The following is a 17139-nucleotide window of genomic DNA, read 5'->3' on the forward strand; positions in this document are numbered from 1 at the left end:
TGCCACCGTGGGAAATCCTCGGGAGGCATACGTCACACCGGCGGGCGTCCCAGTCCTCGGGCATGGTGGGCAAAGAATTGGACAGGTGGGCCGGGGTCGGCCGCATGATGGAAAAGTCCGTACAGAGCCGTGAACAGAGCAAGGAGTCGCCGTGAGGGTCGGAATCGTCGGAGCCACCGGTCAGGTCGGCACGGTCATGCGCAGGATCCTCAAGGAGCGTGACTTCCCCGTCACGGAGCTGCGTCTGTTCGCCTCGGCCCGTTCGGCGGGGACGGTCCTGGACGGCGTGACGGTGGAGGACGCGGCGACGGCCGACTACGCGAACCTCGACATCGTCCTGTTCTCCGCCGGTGGCGCGACCTCGCGGGCGCTGGCCGAGAAGGTCGCCGCGCAGGGCCCGGTCGTGATCGACAACTCGTCGGCGTGGCGCAAGGACCCCCAGGTGCCCCTGGTCGTCTCCGAGGTGAACCCGCACGCGATCGTGGACCGTCCCAAGGGCATCATCGCCAACCCGAACTGCACGACGATGGCCGCGATGCCGGTCCTGAAGCCGCTGCACGCGGAGGCCGGTCTGGAGGCGCTGGTCGTCGCGACGTACCAGGCGGTGTCCGGCTCGGGCCTCGCGGGCGTGGCGGAGCTGCACGGGCAGGCGCAGAAGGTCGTGCCCGAGGCGGACCGGCTGACCCACGACGGCGAGGCGGTCGAGTTCCCGGAGCCGCAGGTCTACCAGCGCCCCATCGCCTTCAACGTGATCCCGCTCGCGGGCTCGGTCGTCGAGGACGGCCTGAACGAGACCGACGAGGAGCAGAAGCTCCGCAACGAGTCCCGCAAGATCCTGGAGATCCCCGGGCTGAAGGTCTCCGGCACCTGTGTGCGCGTCCCGGTCTTCTCCGGCCACTCGCTCCAGGTCAACGCCCGTTTCGCGCGCCCGATCAGCGCCGAGCGCGCGACGGAGCTGCTGGGCGGCGCCCCGGGCGTGGCCCTCAGCGACATCCCGACCCCGCTCCAGGCGGCCGGCAAGGACCCGTCGTTCGTGGGCCGCATCCGGCAGGACGAGACCGTGGAGCACGGTCTCGCCCTGTTCATCTCCAACGACAACCTCCGCAAGGGCGCGGCGCTGAACGCCGTGCAGATCGCGGAGCTGGTGGCGGCCGAGCTCAGGTCCGCCTGACCTCGTAGAGGAAGCAGCCGTACTCGACGGCCCTGACGTGCACGAACGCCACGTCCGGGTCGTCGAACGCGTTCCGGAACGCCTCGTCGAGCCCGCCGACGCCGACGAGCGCGCCACCCAGGATGCGGCCCTCGGCGGAGTACCGCCGCACGGTGCGGTGCGCCTGGTCGAAGGGGTACCCGTCCCCGGCGAACCCCGCGCAGCCGTCGGCGTGGACGAACACGGGCCCCCGCTCGTCATAGGCCCCGGGGTCGACCCCCGCCCCGGCCGCCCAGCGCCGCAGCGGCGCGTACGAGACGAGCGCGATCCGCTCCCCCGCGGCACTGCGGCGCAGACAGCACCGCAGCGGGGCGCCGCCCTCCTCGTCGGTGAAGGCTTCCGTCCGCCGTCCGGCGTCGTCGACGACCCGGAGTTCGTCGAGCGCCTCGCCCGGGATGGCCCGTGGCGCACAGGCCACGTCGTTCACGTTCACTGTGAAGGTCATATCCCCCACCCTGCCGCCGGACGGCCGACGGGACCGGCGGCTTCCGGACGTCGCGCTCGACAGCGGTCCCGACGGTGTCCGTCGACCGGACCGGCACCTCGGCGGACGGACGACCGGCCGCCCATAAGGTCGTCGCCCCAGGCAGCCGTCCCGTGGAAGGATGGCGCAACCGACACATATCCGAGGAGATGACCGCGTGCCTGGCACAAACCTGACTCGCGAAGAGGCGCAGCAGCGGGCGAAGCTGCTCACCGTTGACTCGTACGAGATCGATCTCGACCTCTCCGGTGCGCAGGAGGGAGGGACCTACCGGTCCGTCACGACGGTGCGCTTCGACGTCGCGGAGGGGGACGCGGAGTCCTTCATCGACCTGGTGGCGCCCACCGTCCACGAGGTCACGCTGAACGGGGACACCCTCGACGCGGCGGGGCTCTTCAAGGACTCGAGGATCGCGCTGCCGGGCCTGCTGAAGGGCCGTAACGTCCTGCGGGTCGTCGCGGACTGCGCGTACACCAACACCGGTGAGGGTCTGCACCGGTTCGTCGACCCGGTCGACGAGCAGGCCTATCTGTACACGCAGTTCGAGGTGCCGGACGCCCGCCGCGTCTTCGCGTCCTTCGAGCAGCCGGACCTCAAGGCCACCTTCCGGTTCACCGTGAAGGCGCCGACCGGCTGGACCGTCATCTCCAACTCCCCGACGCCCGAGCCCAAGGACGACGTCTGGGCCTTCGAGCCGACCCCGCGGATCTCCAGCTACATCACCGCGCTCATCGTCGGGCCGTACCACAGCGTCCACAGCGTGTACGAGAAGGACGGACAGTCGGTGCCCCTCGGCATCTACTGCCGGCCCTCCCTCGCCGAGCACCTCGACTCGGACGCGATCTTCGAGGTCACGCGGCAGGGCTTCGAGTGGTTCCAGGAGAAGTTCGACTACGCGTACCCGTTCAAGAAGTACGACCAGCTCTTCGTGCCGGAGTTCAACGCGGGCGCGATGGAGAACGCGGGCGCCGTCACCATCCGGGACCAGTACGTGTTCCGGTCGAAGGTGACCGACGCGGCGTACGAGCTGCGCGCGGAGACGATTCTGCACGAGCTGGCCCACATGTGGTTCGGCGACCTGGTCACCATGGAGTGGTGGAACGACCTGTGGCTGAACGAGTCGTTCGCCACGTACACCTCCATCGCCTGCCAGGCGTACTACCCGCAGTCGCGCTGGCCGCACTCGTGGACCACGTTCGCCAACTCCATGAAGACCTGGGCGTACCGGCAGGACCAGCTGCCGTCCACCCACCCGATCATGGCCGAGATCCGCGACCTGGACGACGTCCTCGTCAACTTCGACGGCATCACCTACGCCAAGGGCGCGTCCGTCCTGAAGCAGCTCGTGGCGTACGTCGGCATGGACGAGTTCTTCGCGGGTGTGCAGGCCTACTTCAAGCGGCACGCGTACGGCAACACGCGCCTGTCCGACCTGCTCGGCGCGCTGGAGGAGACCTCCGGCCGTGATCTCGGCACCTGGTCGCAGAAGTGGCTCCAGACCGCCGGCATCAACATCCTCCGTCCCGAGATCGAGACGGACGCCGAGGGTGTCGTCACGTCCTTCGCGATCCGCCAGGAGGCCCCGGCGCTCCCGGCCGGCGCCAAGGGCGAGCCGACCCTGCGACCGCACCGCATCGCCGTCGGTCTGTACGAACTCGACGCCGACAGCGGCAAGCTGGTACGTGACGAGCGCGTGGAGCTGGACATCGACGGCGAGCTGACGGCCGTGCCGCAGCTGGTCGGCAAGCGCCGTCCGGACGTCGTCCTGCTCAACGACGACGACCTGTCGTACGCCAAGGTCCGCCTCGACGAGCAGTCGCTCGCCTTCGTCACCGAGCACCTCGGCGACTTCGAGTCGTCCCTGCCGCGCGCCCTGTGCTGGGCGTCCGCCTGGGACATGACCCGCGACGGCGAGCTGCCCACCCGCGACTACCTGTCCCTGGTGCTCTCCGGCATCGGCAAGGAGTCCGACATCGGTGTGGTCCAGTCGCTGCACCGCCAGGTCAAGCTCGCCATCGACCTGTACGCCGCACCGGCCACCCGCGAGGCCCTGCTCACCCGCTGGACGGACGCCACGCTGGCGCATCTGCGGTCCTCCGCGGCGGGCAGCGACCACCAGCTGGCGTGGGCGCGCGCGTTCGCGGCCACCGCCCGTACGCCGGAGCAGATCGACCTCCTGGAGTCGCTGCTGGACGGAGGCCAGACCATCGAGGGCCTGGCCGTCGACACCGAGCTGCGCTGGGCGTTCGTGCAGCGGCTGGTGGCCGTGGGGACCTTCGACGAGGCGGACATCGCCGCCGAGTACGAGCGGGACAAGACGGCCGCCGGTGAGCGGCACGCGGCGACCGCGCGGGCCGCCCGGCCGACGGCGGAGGCCAAGGCGGAGGCGTGGGCGTCGGTCGTGGACTCCGACGAGCTGCCGAACGCCGTGCAGGAGGCGGTCATCGGCGGCTTCGTCCAGACCGACCAGCGTGAGCTGCTCGCGCCGTACACCGACCGGTACTTCGAGGTCGTCAAGGGCATCTGGGACTCCCGTTCGCACGAGATCGCCCAGCAGATCGCGGTCGGCCTCTACCCGGCGGTCCAGGTCTCCCGGGAGACCCTGGACAAGACGGACGCCTGGCTGGCCTCGGCCGAGCCGAACGCGGCCCTGCGCCGCCTCGTCTCCGAGGCCCGCGCGGGCGTGGAGCGCGCGCTGAAGGCCCAGGCGGCGGACGCGCAGTAGTCCCTGCCTGCCTGGCAGCCCCTACGCGGCGGAGGGCGTCCGATGTCTCATCGGGCGCCCTCCGCCATGCCCGGGCCGCGCGGCGCTCACCCCCGGAGCGCCGGCCCCCTCGCGTCCGGCCGGTCCGTATCCCGGTCCCCGTCCCCGTCCCGGTCCCGGTCCCGGTCCCGGTTCCGGTCCTCGCGAGGCTTCCCCCCGCCAGCGGGCCCGAACGTGCGTACGGCCGTCCCGCCGGCCCTCAGCTGGCCCGCCACCGTGGCGCCGAACGCCAGCGCCATGCCCGTCAGCTGGAGCGGCGTCAGCGCCTGGCCGAGGGCGGCCCAGCCGACGACGGCCGCGGTCAGCGGGGACAGCGGGCCCAGGAAGGTGACCTGGGTGGCGGTGAGCCGGCCGATGCCGCGGAACCAGAGCCAGTACGAGACCGCCGTGTTCGCCAGGGCCAGATAGAGGTAGCCACCGACCGCGCGGCCGTCCAGGGCGGGCGGGGCGCCCTCGACCAGAAGGGCGAGCGGGGCGATCAGCAGGCCGCCCGCGGTGAGCTGCCAGCCGGCGAGGGCGAGCGGGCCGACGCCGTCCGGGCGGCCCCACCGCTTGGTGAGGACCGTGCCTGCCGACATCGAGGCCGTGGAGGCGAGCGCCGCGAGGACACCGAGCGGGTCCAGCGCCCCGGCCGCCTTCAACACCACCAGGCTGACGCCGAACGCGGCCACCACCCCGGCCAGCACGGTCCGGGCGGTCGGCCGCCGGCCCAGCAGCAGCGCCGAGAGACCCACGACGAACAGGGGTCCGACCGAGCCGACGACCGCCGCCATGCCGCCGGGCAGCCGGTAGGCGGAGAGGAAGAGGAGCGGGAAGAAGGCGCCGATGTTCAGCGCGCCGAGTATCGCGGCCTTCCCCCACCAGGCGCCGCGCGGCAGGACCCGGCCGAGGGCGAGCAGCAGCAGCCCGGCGGGCAGGGCCCGCATCAGGCCGGTGAACAGCGGGCGGTCGGCGGGAAGCAGCTCGGTGGTGACGGCGTAGGTGGTGCCCCAGGAGACCGGGGCGAGAGCGGTGAGCAGGACGGTCGAGGACCTCTTCATGAAATTAGCTTAGCGCTAAGCGACTTAGCGTCAAGTGGCTTAGTGGAGATCTGCTTAGCAGACATCAGCTTAGAAAAGATCGACTTAGAAGAGATCGGCTTACCGTGGAGCTACTTTCTCGTGGGTGACCGGCATCGGGGGGATACTCGTCCCATGAGCAGCCCGCAGCCCCCGCGCAAGGACCCCGTCGACGCGATCATCGAGCAGTGGGCGACGGTGCGGCCCGACCTCGACACCGGCGCCATGGAGGTCTTCGGCCGGATCTCCCGGCTTGCACGCGCGATGGGCGACCGGCTGGAGAAGGCGTACGCGGCGCTCGGCATCGGTCGGGGCGAGTTCGACGTACTCGCCACCCTCCGCCGCTCCGGCGAGCCCTACACGCTCTCACCCCGTCAGCTGTCGGCGACGCTCATGCTCACCACCGGCGGCATGACCGGCCGCCTCGACAAACTGGAACGGGCCGCACTGCTGCGCCGCTCCCCCGACCCGCACGACCGCCGGGGCCTCCAGGTGACGCTGACCGAGAAGGGGCTCGAGCTGGTCGACCAGGCGGTCGGCGCGGGCCTCGCCGCCCAGACCGAGGCCCTGACCGCCGCCCTGGACACCGAGCGGGCCGGCCAACTGGGCGACCTCCTGCGCGAGTTGCTGTTGACGACGGAGACGTCGAGGAGCTGAGTCGGCACTGCGGCCGGCCACTCGACGAGTCGACCCGGGGCCGCGCCGAGGTCCGACCGCGAGCGGGTCGGTCGCCGAAGGGCCGGGCGCCGCAGCCCGGCGGTCGGGGCGCAGCCCGGTGGGCCGGGCGGGGCCCGTTAAACGCGTCGAGGGCGTCGGCTTCCTCCGCGTACGGCATGCGCGTACACGGAGGGAGTCGACGCCCTCGGGCCCGGCTCCGGGCCGAGGCCGGGAGCCAGGGGGCCGGCGAGCTAGGCCTTGGCCTTCGCCTGGCCCCTGACGGTGATGTTGGAGCTGGTGGTGTCGCCCCTGTCCTTCGACTTGTCCAGGACCCACACCAGGCCGGCGATCAGCGCGAAGATCGCGATCGGGGCCACCACGTAGAGGCCCAGCGTCTCGCCGACGCTCAGACCCGGGCCGGGGTCGTCACCGTCGTCGCGGGTCAGCGCGAGCGCGGGGGACGACATGAGCAGCATCATCAGCGTCGTACCGGCAGCCAGGGCGCCGGCGCGCAGGGCGTTCTTCTTGTCCACGGTGCCCAAGTTAGCGAACGGTCTCGGGGAGCGCGCGCCCGGGGTGCCGTATGAGGCGCGGGGCGCTCGTACGGCCGCCCGCGGAACTGCCGCCGTCGCACCCTTGCCGCACCCCCGTCGCACCCCCGCCGCACCCTTGCCGCACCCCCGCCGTGGCTCCCGATCCCGCTCAGGCTTCCGGGGAAGCCTGGCCGGAGGGACTGTTCCCGGCCGGGTCGTGCTCCTCCCGCAGTACCTCGACCAGGGCCCGCAGCCTCGGTGAGGCCGCCAGCTCCTCCAGGGTCACCGGGTGGCCCGTCGCGTCCGCGATCGGCAGCCGCCAGTTCGGATACTGGTCCCAGGTGCCGGGCAGGTTCTGCGGGCGGCGGTCGCCGACGCCGTCCGGCAGCCAGACGCCGATCATCCGGGCGGGGGTGCGCAGCAGGAACCGGTGGACGGCCTGGACCTCGGCCTCCTCGGAGGAGCGGTCGCTGCCGCCGCCGGTGCCCGCCAGCAGTCCCAGGCGGGTGAGCAGGCCCAGCCACTCCGCCGTGTCGTTGGCGGCCTCCGCGCGTTCCTCCTCCACCGGCCGGGTCAACAGGCCGAGGCTGTCCCGGAGTTCGACATGCTCGCCGGTGAGACGGGCGGCGGTGGACGGCAGGTCGTGCGTGGTGGCGGTGGCCAGACAGTCGTCGCGCCAGCGGTCGGGGGGCAAGGGGCGCCCGTCGCCCTCCCAGTCCCGTTCGAACCACAGCACGGAGGTACCCAGCACCCCTCGTTCGCGCAGCGTCTCGCGCACGCCCGGCTCGACGGTGCCGAGATCCTCGCCGATCACCACCGAACCGGCCAGCGAGGCCTCCAGGACCAGGACGGCGAGCATGGCCTCGGCGTCGTAGCGGACGTAGGCGCCCTCGGTGGGCGGCTCGCCCTGCGGGACCCACCAGAGGCGGAACAGGCCCATGACGTGGTCGATGCGCAGGGCGCCGGCGTACCGGAAGAGGGCCTTGAGGAGCCGCCGGTAGGGCGCGTAGCCGGAGGCGGCCAGCCGGTCCGGGCGCCAGGGCGGCAGACCCCAGTCCTGGCCGCGCGCGTTGAAGGCGTCCGGCGGTGCGCCCACCGACATCCCGGCGGCGAAGTACTCCTGCTGCGCCCACGCGTCGGCGCCCTCGGGGTGCACGCCGACCGCCAGGTCGTGCACGATCCCGACCGGCATGCCCGCCTCGCGTGCGGCGCGCTGGGCGGCGGTCAGCTGGGCGTCGGTGAGCCAGGCGAGGCGGGAGTGGAAGTCGACGCGGTCCATCAACTCACCGCGGGCGCGGGTGGTCTCGGCGGAGCGCGGGTCCCGGAGTCCGGCCGGCCACCGCCGCCACTGCGACCCGTGCACCTCGGCGAGCGCGCACCAGGTGGCGTGGTCCTCCAGGGCCTGGCCCTGTTCGGCGAGGAAGTCGCAGTAGGCGGCGCGCCGGCCGGGCCCCAGGGGCACCCGGGCGATCAGCTCCAGCGCCTCCCGCTTCAGTTCCCACACGGCGTCCCGGTCGATCAACTCGCCCTTCTCCAGGACGGCTTCGCGCAGTCGTCCGGCGCGGTCGAGCAACGCGGACCGCGGATCGTCGTCGTCCCGGACGTACGCGAACTCGGGGACGTCCTCGACCCGCAGATGCACCGGGTCCGGAAAACGGCGCGAGGAGGGCCGGTACGGGGAGGGGTCGGTCGGGGTGCCGGGCACGGCCGCGTGCAAGGGGTTGACCTGCACGAACCCGGCTCCGAGCGCCCGCCCCGCCCAAGAGGTCAGCTCGCTCAGGTCACCGAGGTCGCCCATGCCCCAGGAACGCCGGGAGAGGAGGGAGTACAGCTGGACGAGGAGTCCGTACGAGCGTCCCGTGGGCGTGGGCAGACGGGGCGGGGCGACGACGAGATGGGCGTGGCCGGTCCGCCCGTCGGGTGCGGTGGCCGTCAGCCGATGCACTCCGAGCGGGAGTTGCCCGACGGAGTCACGGAACTCGCCCTGTTCGGTCTCCACCCGCAGGGCGGTGCCCTCGGGGAGGGCGGCGAGCGCTTCGCAGGGGCTTCCGCGCCAGCACACCACCGTCGGCGGCAGCAGCCGCTCGCGCAGCTCCCGTTCCCGGGCGGCGAGCGCGGCGCGTACGGCCTTCGGGGTGCCCGCGTCGACGCCGAGCGCGGCGAGGGCGCGTGTGACGGCACCGGCCGAGGCCGTGACCGTGCGGTCCGGGGAGGGCTGGTAGGAGGTGGCGACGCCGTGCAGCGCGGCGAGCCGGGCGAGCTCCTCTCCGGGGGGCGCGGTCATCTAGGGCCTCGTGGAGTCGGAGTCCGTGACGGCGAGCGGCGGCTCGCTGGTCAGGGGCTCGGCGTCGGGCAACGGAGGTTCGCTGGTCAGCGGAGGTTCGGCACAGCTCCCCTCGGCGCTGAAGGCACCGAGGCAGGGGTCCTCGAGCTGGACGGGGGTGGCGGCGGACGGCTCCGCCGGGCGTTTGGAGCGGGCCGGTGCGATCACGGTGGCCTCCTCATCAGTACGGCATCGGATACCCCAGCCCTACCCAGCGGACGCGGGGACAGACGTCCTCACGTCATTACACGCCGCCGCCCCCTCTCGCGGCCCCCGCCGACACGAAGGACCGGCGCGTCGAAACGACGACGTACGACTCCGCACACCCCCGCACACCCCCGCACGCCCCCGCATGCATCCGCAGGCCTCCGCACGCTCCCGCACAGCCCCACACGCCTCCGCACGCCTCCGCACGCAGAACAAGCCCGCCATGCGGCAACCGACCTCACGCCCTCCAGCCCGCCGACCGCCCCGAGTGCGCCTCCGGCCGCCGTGCGGCCGCCCTCCCGCCGCCGTCCGGCCGGTCTCAGGTGGCCCTCAAGCGCGCAGAGCGGCGTCGAGATCGCGCATGAGCTCTCCCACGCGTCCGCCTCCGGGAGGTGCGGCCGGCAGTCGGCCGAGCACCGCGGCGACCGCCGGCGGCGCGTGACGACACGCCCATTCCAGGGTCCCCACCCCGGCAGCAGGGCTCCTCCCCGCGGCACGCTCCGCCACGGTGCCGGGCCGGCTCTCCCCCACAGCCAGGTCCCCCACAGCCACGTCTCCCACAGCCAGGTCCCCCACAGCCAAGTCCTCCGCAGCCAGCTCCTCCGCTCGCGCCGCGTGTGCGGCCGCGCCGAGGACGTGCTTCACCTGGTGCGCGTCCGCCAGGGGATGCAGATACGCGGCGGCGGCCGCATGACTCGCCGCTCGGGCCGCGTCGGCCGCGGCGGGTGAGGCGGCCGAAGCGGGTGAGGCGGCTTCCTGCGCCGCCCGGTACGCCGCCCACGCGCTCTGCCGCAGGGCGCCCGTGCGCCGGCCGCCCGCGGCGAAGACGTCCGCCGCGTCGACGGCGTCGCGAGGGCGCGGGTCCGCGGGCAGGCTCTGTTCGAACAGCGGCAGCGCTCTGCGCGCGCAGCGGGCCGCGTAGCCCGCGATCTCCCGCAGTTCGTGTTCGCTCAGCTCGATCTTGTCCGACTCGGTGGGCACGGCTTCCATCCTGCCGCCGCGCGAACCCCGCCCACGCCGCGCCACTCGCGACGGGATCAATCGGCTCCGGGGCACAGGGGACCCCCGGAGCCGGTCACGTCCGGCTCGGAGGCCGTGGTGACGCGGGGCGAGGACGCGGGCGACGCAATACGAAGACCCGGATCGTCAGGCGGAGATGCCGTCGATCCGGGCCAGAGCGTCGTCCGCGCCGTACGGCTGCAAGTACGGCAGCCAGCGCGGATCCCTATGCCCGGTGCCGATGATGCGCCAGGCGAGTCCGGAAGGTGGAGCGGGTTTGTGGCGCAGCCGCCAGCCGATCTCGACGAGGTGCCGGTCGGCCTTGACGTGGTTGCAGCGACGGCAGGACGCCACGACGTTGTCCCACACGTGTTTGCCTCCGCGACTGCGCGGGATGACGTGGTCGACGCTGGTTGCGACGCCACCGCAGTACATGCACCGGCCCCCGTCCCGGGCGAAGAGCGCCCGGCGGGTCAGAGGAACGGGCCCCCGATAGGGAACCCGGACGAATCGCTTGAGCCGGACCACGCTGGGTGCGGGGACTGTGACAGTCGCGCTGTGCAGGAAGGCGCCGGATTCCTCGAGGGAGATCGCCTTGTTCTCCAGGACGAGGACGAGCGCGCGGCGGAGCGGTACGACGCCGAGCGGCTCGTACGACGCGTTGAGGACCAGGACATGCGGCACGGATGCCTCCTTGGGCGTCGGCGGCGCGTGGCTCGCGCCGGGACGATCTGTGGTCAGTCTCCCCTCTTGCCTGGTGGACGCGCCACCATGTGCCGGTAACGGGCTGGGAGTGTTTTCGACCACACCCTGTTGTCTCCCCGGGATCATGGCCGGTTCATGCGCAGGTGAGGACGGTCTCTCCTTCACGGAACACGCCGGACCACACACAATGCCCCGTTAGTGTGGTGGTTCTGCCCGTCCGGTGACCTTTCCGTGACCTCGCAGCGCGTGTCGCCCTTGACCGCCGCACCGAATGGAGCAGTGCAGCACCTGGAGGTACCTGCCGTGTCCTTGCCCGCCGCCCTGCCGGCCGCCGACGTGTCACCGTCGCCGATTCCCTCGGAGTCGCCGACCGCCGTGACCGTCCCGTCCCTCCAGGACGCCCAGGAGAGCGCGACGAACGCGGCCAGCTGGGTCGAGCAGAACTGGTCGACCTGGCTGGCGATCGGTCTGCGCGTCCTGCTGATCCTGGTGATCGCGGTGGTGCTGAGAGTGGTCGTGCAGCGGGCGATCACCAAGCTGATCGACCGGATGAACCGCACCGTCTCCTCGGTGGACGGAACGGCGCTGGGCGGGCTGCTGGTCAACAACGAGCGGCGGCGTCAGCGCTCGCAGGCGATCGGCTCGGTGCTGCGTTCGGTGGCGAGTTTCCTGATCCTCGGCACCGCCGCCCTGATGGTGCTGGGCACCTTCGAGATCAATCTGGCCCCGCTGCTGGCCTCCGCCGGTGTCGCGGGCGTGGCGATCGGTTTCGGCGCGCGCAACCTGGTCACGGACTTCCTCTCCGGTGTGTTCATGATCCTCGAGGACCAGTACGGCGTCGGTGACCAGATCGACGCGGGCGTGGCCACCGGCGAGGTCATCGAGGTGGGGCTGCGCGTGACGAAGCTGCGCGGCGCCAACGGGGAGATCTGGTACGTCCGCAACGGCGAGGTGAAGCGGATCGGCAACCTCTCGCAGGGCTGGGCGACGGCCGGCGTGGACGTGACCGTCAAGACGTCCGAGGACCTCGACCTGGTCAAGGCCACCCTGGACGAGGTCGCCGAGAAGATGAGCAAGGAAGAGCCCTGGAACGAGCTCCTGTGGAGCCCGATCGAGGTGCTCGGCCTGGACAGCGTCCTGCTCGACTCGATGGTGGTGCGCGTCTCCGCGAAGACGATGCCCGGCAAGGCCCTGGCCGTCGAGCGGGAGCTGCGCTGGCGCGTCAAGCGTGCCTTCGACGCGGCCGACATCCGCATCGTGGGCGGTGCGACCGCGCCCGTCGCGGAGGACCCGGCCGACCCCACGGCGGCGGTCGCGGCCCCGTCGGTGTTCTCCAACGCGGACTCGCCCCAGTCGGCGGCGGCGACGCCCATCGCACAGCCCCGTCCGGTGACCCCGGCGAAGTAGCCCGTACGCCGGAAGGCCGCACCCGGGGAGATCCGGGTGCGGCCTTCCGGCGTCTGCGGGGCCTGCCGACCGTTCCGCCCCCGAGGTAACGACTCCGTTGCCTCGGGGGCGTTTCCCCTTTCACTCCTTGACGTCCCCTTCGTGACGGGTCTACCTTCCTGCCAGCCGATAGGAAACTTTCCTAACAGTGACCGGATGTGGACTTGCGTCCGGCGTACTTGAGAAGCTGGGCAGTTCAGAAAGGCAGGTGTCGACCCCATGGCAGGAATCGCCGGTACGCCGGGCACCCCGCGCGTCCTGCGCGCCATGAACGACCGCGCCGCCCTCGACCTCCTGCTGGCGCACGGCCCCCTGTCCCGCACCCGCATCGGCAAGCTCACCGGCCTGTCGAAGCCCACCGCCTCACAGCTGCTGGCCCGGCTGGAGGCGGCGGGGCTGGTGCTCGCGACCGGCACAACCGAGGGGCGACCCGGCCCCAACGCGCAGCTGTACGAGGTCAATCCGGCCGCCGCGTACGCCGCGGGTCTCGACGTCACCCCCGAACGCGTCCTGGCCGCCGTCGCCGACGCCACCGGCCGCACCGTGGGCACGTTCGAGGTGCCCACGCCAGGCCGGAAGACCGCCGACGCCGTCGTACGGCAGGTCACCGACGCGCTCGACGGCGCGGTGAAGGCCGCCGGTCTCACCCGGGACGAGGTGCGACGGCTGGTCGTCGCCACCCCCGGCGCCTTCGACCCCACCACCGGTCGTCTGCGCTACGCCTCGCACCTGCCCGGCTGGCACTCCCCCGCGCTGCTCGACGATCTCGCGGCGGCCCTGCCGATGCCGGTCGAGTACGAGAACGACGTCAATCTCGCCGCCGTCGCCGAGCAGCGCCTGGGCGCGGCACGCGGCCACGAGGACTTCGTCCTGCTGTGGAACGAGGGCGGTCTCGGCGCCGCCCTCGTGCTCGGCGGACGGCTGCACCGCGGCTGGACCGGCGGCGCCGGCGAGGTCGGTTTCCTGCCGGTTCCCGGCGCACCCCTGGTCCGGCAGGTCACCAAGGCCAACAGCGGTGGCTTCCAGGAACTGGCGGGCTCACAGGCCGTCCCCCGGCTGGCCCGGGAGCTCGGCATCACCGACCTCCCGTCCGGACCCTACGCCGACGTCGCCGCCGCGCTCGTCGGGCGGGCCGCCGCCGAGGACACCGCACCGCACCGGGAGCTGCTCCAGACGTACGCGACCCGGCTCGCGACCGGTCTCGCCTCGCTGGTCTCCGTACTCGACCCCGAACTCGTCGTCCTCAGCGGCGCCTCCCTGACCGCCGGCGGCGAGGTGCTGCGCGCCCTCGTCCAGGACGAGCTGGAGGAACTGGCCGCGTCCCGGCCGAAGCTGGTCATGGGCGACGTCACCGAACGGCCCGTGCTGCGCGGCGCGCTGGAGAGCGCGCTGGCGGCCACCCGCGACGAGGTCTTCGACACCTCGCGCTAGCCACACCCCCGCCCCCGCCCCGCCCCCGCCCCGCCCCCGGAACCACACCTCACCCCGCTCCACCCCGCTCCACCTCACCTCGCCCCACCGCATTCCACTCACCCTGCCCTGTCCCTGGAAGGCTCCGCCATGCCCACACGCATACCCGTAGTCGTCCGAAAGGCGGCTTTTGCCCTCACCGCCTCCACGGCCCTCCTGCTGAGCACCACCGCCTGTACCGGCCAGTCCGCGGCCGGTTCCGACGACGACGCGTCGAAGGAGACGACCCTCACCTTCTGGCACGCCTGGAGCGCGCCGACCGAGGTGAAGGCCGTGAAGTCACTGATCGCGGGCTTCGAGAAGGCGCACCCCAACATCCATGTGAACGTCGTCGGCAACATGACCGACGACAAGATCAACCAGGCGCTGCGCGCGGGCGGCACCAAGGCGCCGGACGTGATCTCGTCGTTCACCACCAACAACGTCGGCAAGTTCTGCTCGTCGGGCGCCCTCGTCGACCTCAACCCCTTCTTCGAGAAGGCGGACATCGACCCGACCACGACCTTCCCGAAGGCCATGAACGAGTACACCCAGTTCGACGGCAACCGCTGCGCCGTCCCGCTGCTGGGCGACGCCTACGGCCTCTACTACAACAAGACGGCGTTCGAGAAGGCGGGCATCACCGCTCCGCCCAAGACCTGGTCCGAGTTCGAGGCCGACGCCAAGAAGCTGACGATCCCCCAGGGGAACACGTTCAAGCAGCTCGGCTTCATGCCGAACTACCACGGCTGGGAGACGACCACCGAGCACTACCTCGGCCAGTTCTCCCCGACGTACTTCGACACCGCCGGGAAGTCCACCATCGCCACGGACCCGGCCGTCGCCTCCGCCTTCACCCTTCAGAAGAAGCTCGTCGACGGCCTCGGCGGCTTCAAGAAGCTGGAGACCTTCCGCTCCACCCTCGGCGACGAATGGGGCCCCAAGCACCCCTTCCAGACCGGCCAGGTCGCCATGCAGCTCGACGGTGAGTGGCGCCTCGGCATGGCCCTGGAGGCCAAGCCGGACTTCGAGATCGGCGTCGCCCCGCTGCCCGTCCCGGACGACCAGGCGGCCCAGTACGGCAAGGGCTACATCACCGGCACCATCGCCGGTGTCGCCGCCACCAGCAAGAAGCAGAACGCGGCCTGGGAGCTGGTGAAGTACATGACCACGGACACGGACGCGGTCGTCGCCTTCTCCAACGCCATCCACAACGTGCCGTCCACCCTGGCGGCCCTGAAGTCCCCGGACCTGAAGTACGACGCACGTTTCAAGACGTTCCTGGACATCGCCGCGAACCCGAACTCGACCACCTCCCCCGCGTCGATCAACGGCGGCGTGTACCTCACCACCGTGCAGCAGCTCGGCTACGACTACGAGAGCGGCAAGGTCACCGACCTGAAGGCCGGCCTGAAGAAGGCGGCGGCGCAGATCGACACGGACATCGCGCAGGCGAAGTAGCGATGACCACCCACACGTTGAGGGCGAAGCACCGGCGCTCGGCGCTGCGCACCCTCGCCTTCCTCTCTCCCTGGCTGATCGGATTCGCGGTCTTCTTCGCCTACCCGATGATCTCGACGGTCTACTTCTCGTTCATGCACTACGACGGCTTCAAGCCGCCGACGTGGAGCGGCACGAAGAACTGGACGTACGTCTTCGAGCACTATCCGTTCTTCTGGCCGGCCCTGCGCAACACCCTCTGGCTCGTCGTGATCATGGTGACCCTGCGTGTCCTGTTCGGGCTCGGGATCGGCATGCTCATCACGAAGATCAAGACCGGTACGGGTGTCTTCCGCACCCTGTTCTACCTGCCCTACCTGGCCCCGCCGGTGGCGGCCACCATGGCCTTCGCCTTCCTCCTCAACCCCGGCACCGGCCCGGTCAACTCGATCCTGGAGAGGATCGGCATCCCGGCCCCCGGCTGGTTCAACGACCCGAGCTGGTCCAAGCCGGCCCTCACCCTGATGTTCCTGTGGGGGGTCGGCGACCTGATGGTCATCTTCATGGCCGCGCTGCTCGACGTACCGAAGGAGCAGTACGAGGCCGCGGAACTGGACGGCGCCTCGGCGTGGCAGCGGTTCCGGTTCGTCACCCTCCCCAACATCTCGCCGATCATCATGTTCGCGGTCGTCACCGGCGTGATCGCGGCGATGCAGTGCTACACACAGCCGCTGGTCGCCGGAAAGGTCGCCTCCGGTGTGATCCAGGGCGCGGGCACCATGTTCGAGCCCGGCTATCCGGAGCACTCCACGCTCACCCTTCCCCAACTCGTCTACAACCTCGGCTTCCAGCGCTTCGACTACGGTTCGGCCTGTGTCGTGGCCCTGGTCCTGTTCGCCCTGTCGATGGCGTTCACCGCGCTGTTGATGCGGCGCCGGGGCGGTCTCATCCAGGCAGGTGACTGACCGTATGACCCAAGTACTGGACCGCCCGGCGGAGTTGCGGACATCCTCCTCCCCCGCCGAGCGCACCGCCCGCCGCAAGGCCCTGCTGGAGTGGATCGCGGTCCACTCCCTCGGCCTGGCCGCGGCCCTCTTCTTCACCCTCCCCTTCGTGTTCGTGTTCCTGACGTCCCTGATGAGCGACTCCCAGGCACTCAGCCGGGACCTGATCCCGCACACCTGGGAGTGGGCCAACTACAAGAAGGTCTTCGACACCCCTGGCTTCCTCACCTGGTGGCGGAACACGCTGATCTACGCCGGACTGGGCACGGTCCTCACCGTCGTCTCGTCCGTGCCCGTGGCGTACGCGCTGGCCAAGTTCCGCTTCCGGGGCCGGAATCTGACGCTCATGCTGGTGATCTCGATGATGATGCTGCCCCCGCAGGTGGTCGTCATCCCGATGTACCTGTTCTGGGCGAAGCAGCTGGACCTGTCGGGCACCCTGTGGCCGATGATCATCCCGCTGGCGTTCGGCGACGCGTTCTCGATCTTCCTGCTGCGCCAGTTCCTGCTGACCATCCCGAACGAGTACCTGGACGCGGCGAAGGTGGACGGCTGCGGCGACCTGCGCACCCTGCTGAAGGTCGTGCTGCCGATGGCGAAGCCCGGCATCGCCGCCGTCGCCCTCTTCCAGTTCTTCGCCGCCTGGAACGACTACTTCGGCCCGCAGATCTACGCCTCCGAAAACCCGAACGCGTGGACCCTCTCCTATGCCCTGGAGTCCTTCAAAGGCGCGCACCACACCGACTGGAACCTCACCATGGCGGCCACCGTGCTGGTCATGGCCCCCGTGATCCTCGTGTTCTTCTTCGCCCAGAAGGCGTTCGTCGAAGGTGTCACCCTCACCGGAGTAAAGGGTTAAC

At 71.2% G+C, this 17139-nt stretch carries 15 protein-coding genes; 8 read left to right on the forward strand and 7 right to left on the reverse strand.

The window, feature by feature from the left end; genetic code table 11:
- Positions 1–151 precede the first annotated feature (151 nt).
- Positions 152–1171: an aspartate-semialdehyde dehydrogenase gene (locus ASD48_RS05150; RefSeq protein ID WP_057600124.1), complete on the forward strand. Its 1020-nt coding sequence runs from the start codon at positions 152–154 to the stop codon at positions 1169–1171.
- Here the strand turns inward: ASD48_RS05150 and ASD48_RS05155 are convergent.
- A complete protein-coding gene (locus tag ASD48_RS05155) occupies positions 1158–1655 on the reverse strand; it encodes a DUF1203 domain-containing protein (protein WP_079073613.1) in 498 nt (165 codons plus the stop codon). The genes ASD48_RS05150 and ASD48_RS05155 overlap by 14 nt on opposite strands.
- Positions 1656–1851: 196 nt before the next feature.
- Here ASD48_RS05155 and pepN point away from each other — a divergent pair, with 196 nt between their 5' ends.
- Positions 1852–4419 (forward strand): aminopeptidase N, encoded by a 2568-nt coding sequence (gene pepN, locus ASD48_RS05160; RefSeq protein WP_057600126.1) that lies wholly within the window; start codon positions 1852–1854, stop codon positions 4417–4419.
- An 86-nt stretch (positions 4420–4505) separates the two neighbouring features.
- On the opposite strand, the gene ASD48_RS05165 is transcribed toward pepN, so the two are convergent.
- Positions 4506–5498 (reverse strand): EamA family transporter, encoded by a 993-nt coding sequence (locus ASD48_RS05165; RefSeq protein WP_057600128.1) that lies wholly within the window; start codon positions 5496–5498, stop codon positions 4506–4508.
- Between the two features lie 153 nt (positions 5499–5651).
- On the opposite strand from ASD48_RS05165, the gene ASD48_RS05170 reads away from it, so the two are divergent.
- A complete protein-coding gene (locus ASD48_RS05170; protein ID WP_057600130.1) occupies positions 5652–6173 on the forward strand; it encodes a MarR family transcriptional regulator in 522 nt (173 codons plus the stop codon).
- Between the two features lie 251 nt (positions 6174–6424).
- Here the strand turns inward: ASD48_RS05170 and ASD48_RS05175 are convergent, their stop codons facing one another.
- From ASD48_RS05175 to ASD48_RS05195, 5 genes are all read right to left on the reverse strand, one after another.
- On the reverse strand, positions 6425–6706 hold the full coding sequence (locus ASD48_RS05175) for a hypothetical protein (RefSeq protein WP_057601011.1): 282 nt from the start codon (positions 6704–6706) through the stop codon (positions 6425–6427).
- Positions 6707–6875: 169 nt separating this feature from the next.
- Positions 6876–8990, reverse strand: a complete 2115-nt coding sequence (gene malQ / locus ASD48_RS05180) for a 4-alpha-glucanotransferase (protein ID WP_057600132.1) — start codon at positions 8988–8990, stop codon at positions 6876–6878.
- Entirely contained in the window at positions 8991–9197 is a 207-nt protein-coding gene (locus tag ASD48_RS05185; protein WP_107104220.1) for a hypothetical protein, read from the reverse strand.
- Positions 9198–9566: 369 nt separating this feature from the next.
- Entirely contained in the window at positions 9567–10226 is a 660-nt protein-coding gene (locus tag ASD48_RS05190) for a putative immunity protein (RefSeq protein ID WP_057600136.1), read from the reverse strand.
- 156 nt (positions 10227–10382) lie between these two features.
- Complete coding sequence (locus ASD48_RS05195; protein WP_057600138.1) at positions 10383–10919, reverse strand: HNH endonuclease; 537 nt, start codon at positions 10917–10919, stop codon at positions 10383–10385.
- A gap of 324 nt (positions 10920–11243) precedes the next feature.
- Between ASD48_RS05195 and ASD48_RS05200 the strand changes: the two genes are divergently transcribed.
- The 5 genes from ASD48_RS05200 (at position 11244) to ASD48_RS05220 (ending at position 17138) form a co-directional block, all read left to right on the forward strand.
- Positions 11244–12347, forward strand: a complete 1104-nt coding sequence (locus ASD48_RS05200) for a mechanosensitive ion channel family protein (RefSeq protein ID WP_057601012.1) — start codon at positions 11244–11246, stop codon at positions 12345–12347.
- Positions 12348–12605: 258 nt separating this feature from the next.
- Complete coding sequence (locus ASD48_RS05205) at positions 12606–13817, forward strand: ROK family transcriptional regulator (protein ID WP_057600140.1); 1212 nt, start codon at positions 12606–12608, stop codon at positions 13815–13817.
- Positions 13818–13946: 129 nt separating this feature from the next.
- Positions 13947–15296, forward strand: a complete 1350-nt coding sequence (locus ASD48_RS05210; RefSeq protein WP_242432507.1) for an ABC transporter substrate-binding protein — start codon at positions 13947–13949, stop codon at positions 15294–15296.
- 2 nt (positions 15297–15298) lie between these two features.
- Positions 15299–16240, forward strand: a complete 942-nt coding sequence (locus ASD48_RS05215) for a sugar ABC transporter permease (protein WP_057600141.1) — start codon at positions 15299–15301, stop codon at positions 16238–16240.
- A 4-nt stretch (positions 16241–16244) separates the two neighbouring features.
- Complete coding sequence (locus ASD48_RS05220) at positions 16245–17138, forward strand: carbohydrate ABC transporter permease (RefSeq protein ID WP_057600143.1); 894 nt, start codon at positions 16245–16247, stop codon at positions 17136–17138.
- The last annotated feature ends 1 nt before the right edge of the window (position 17139 follow it).

The sequence above is a fragment of the Streptomyces sp. Root1310 genome, assembly GCF_001426425.1.
Taxonomy (GTDB): Bacteria; Actinomycetota; Actinomycetes; order Streptomycetales; family Streptomycetaceae; genus Streptomyces.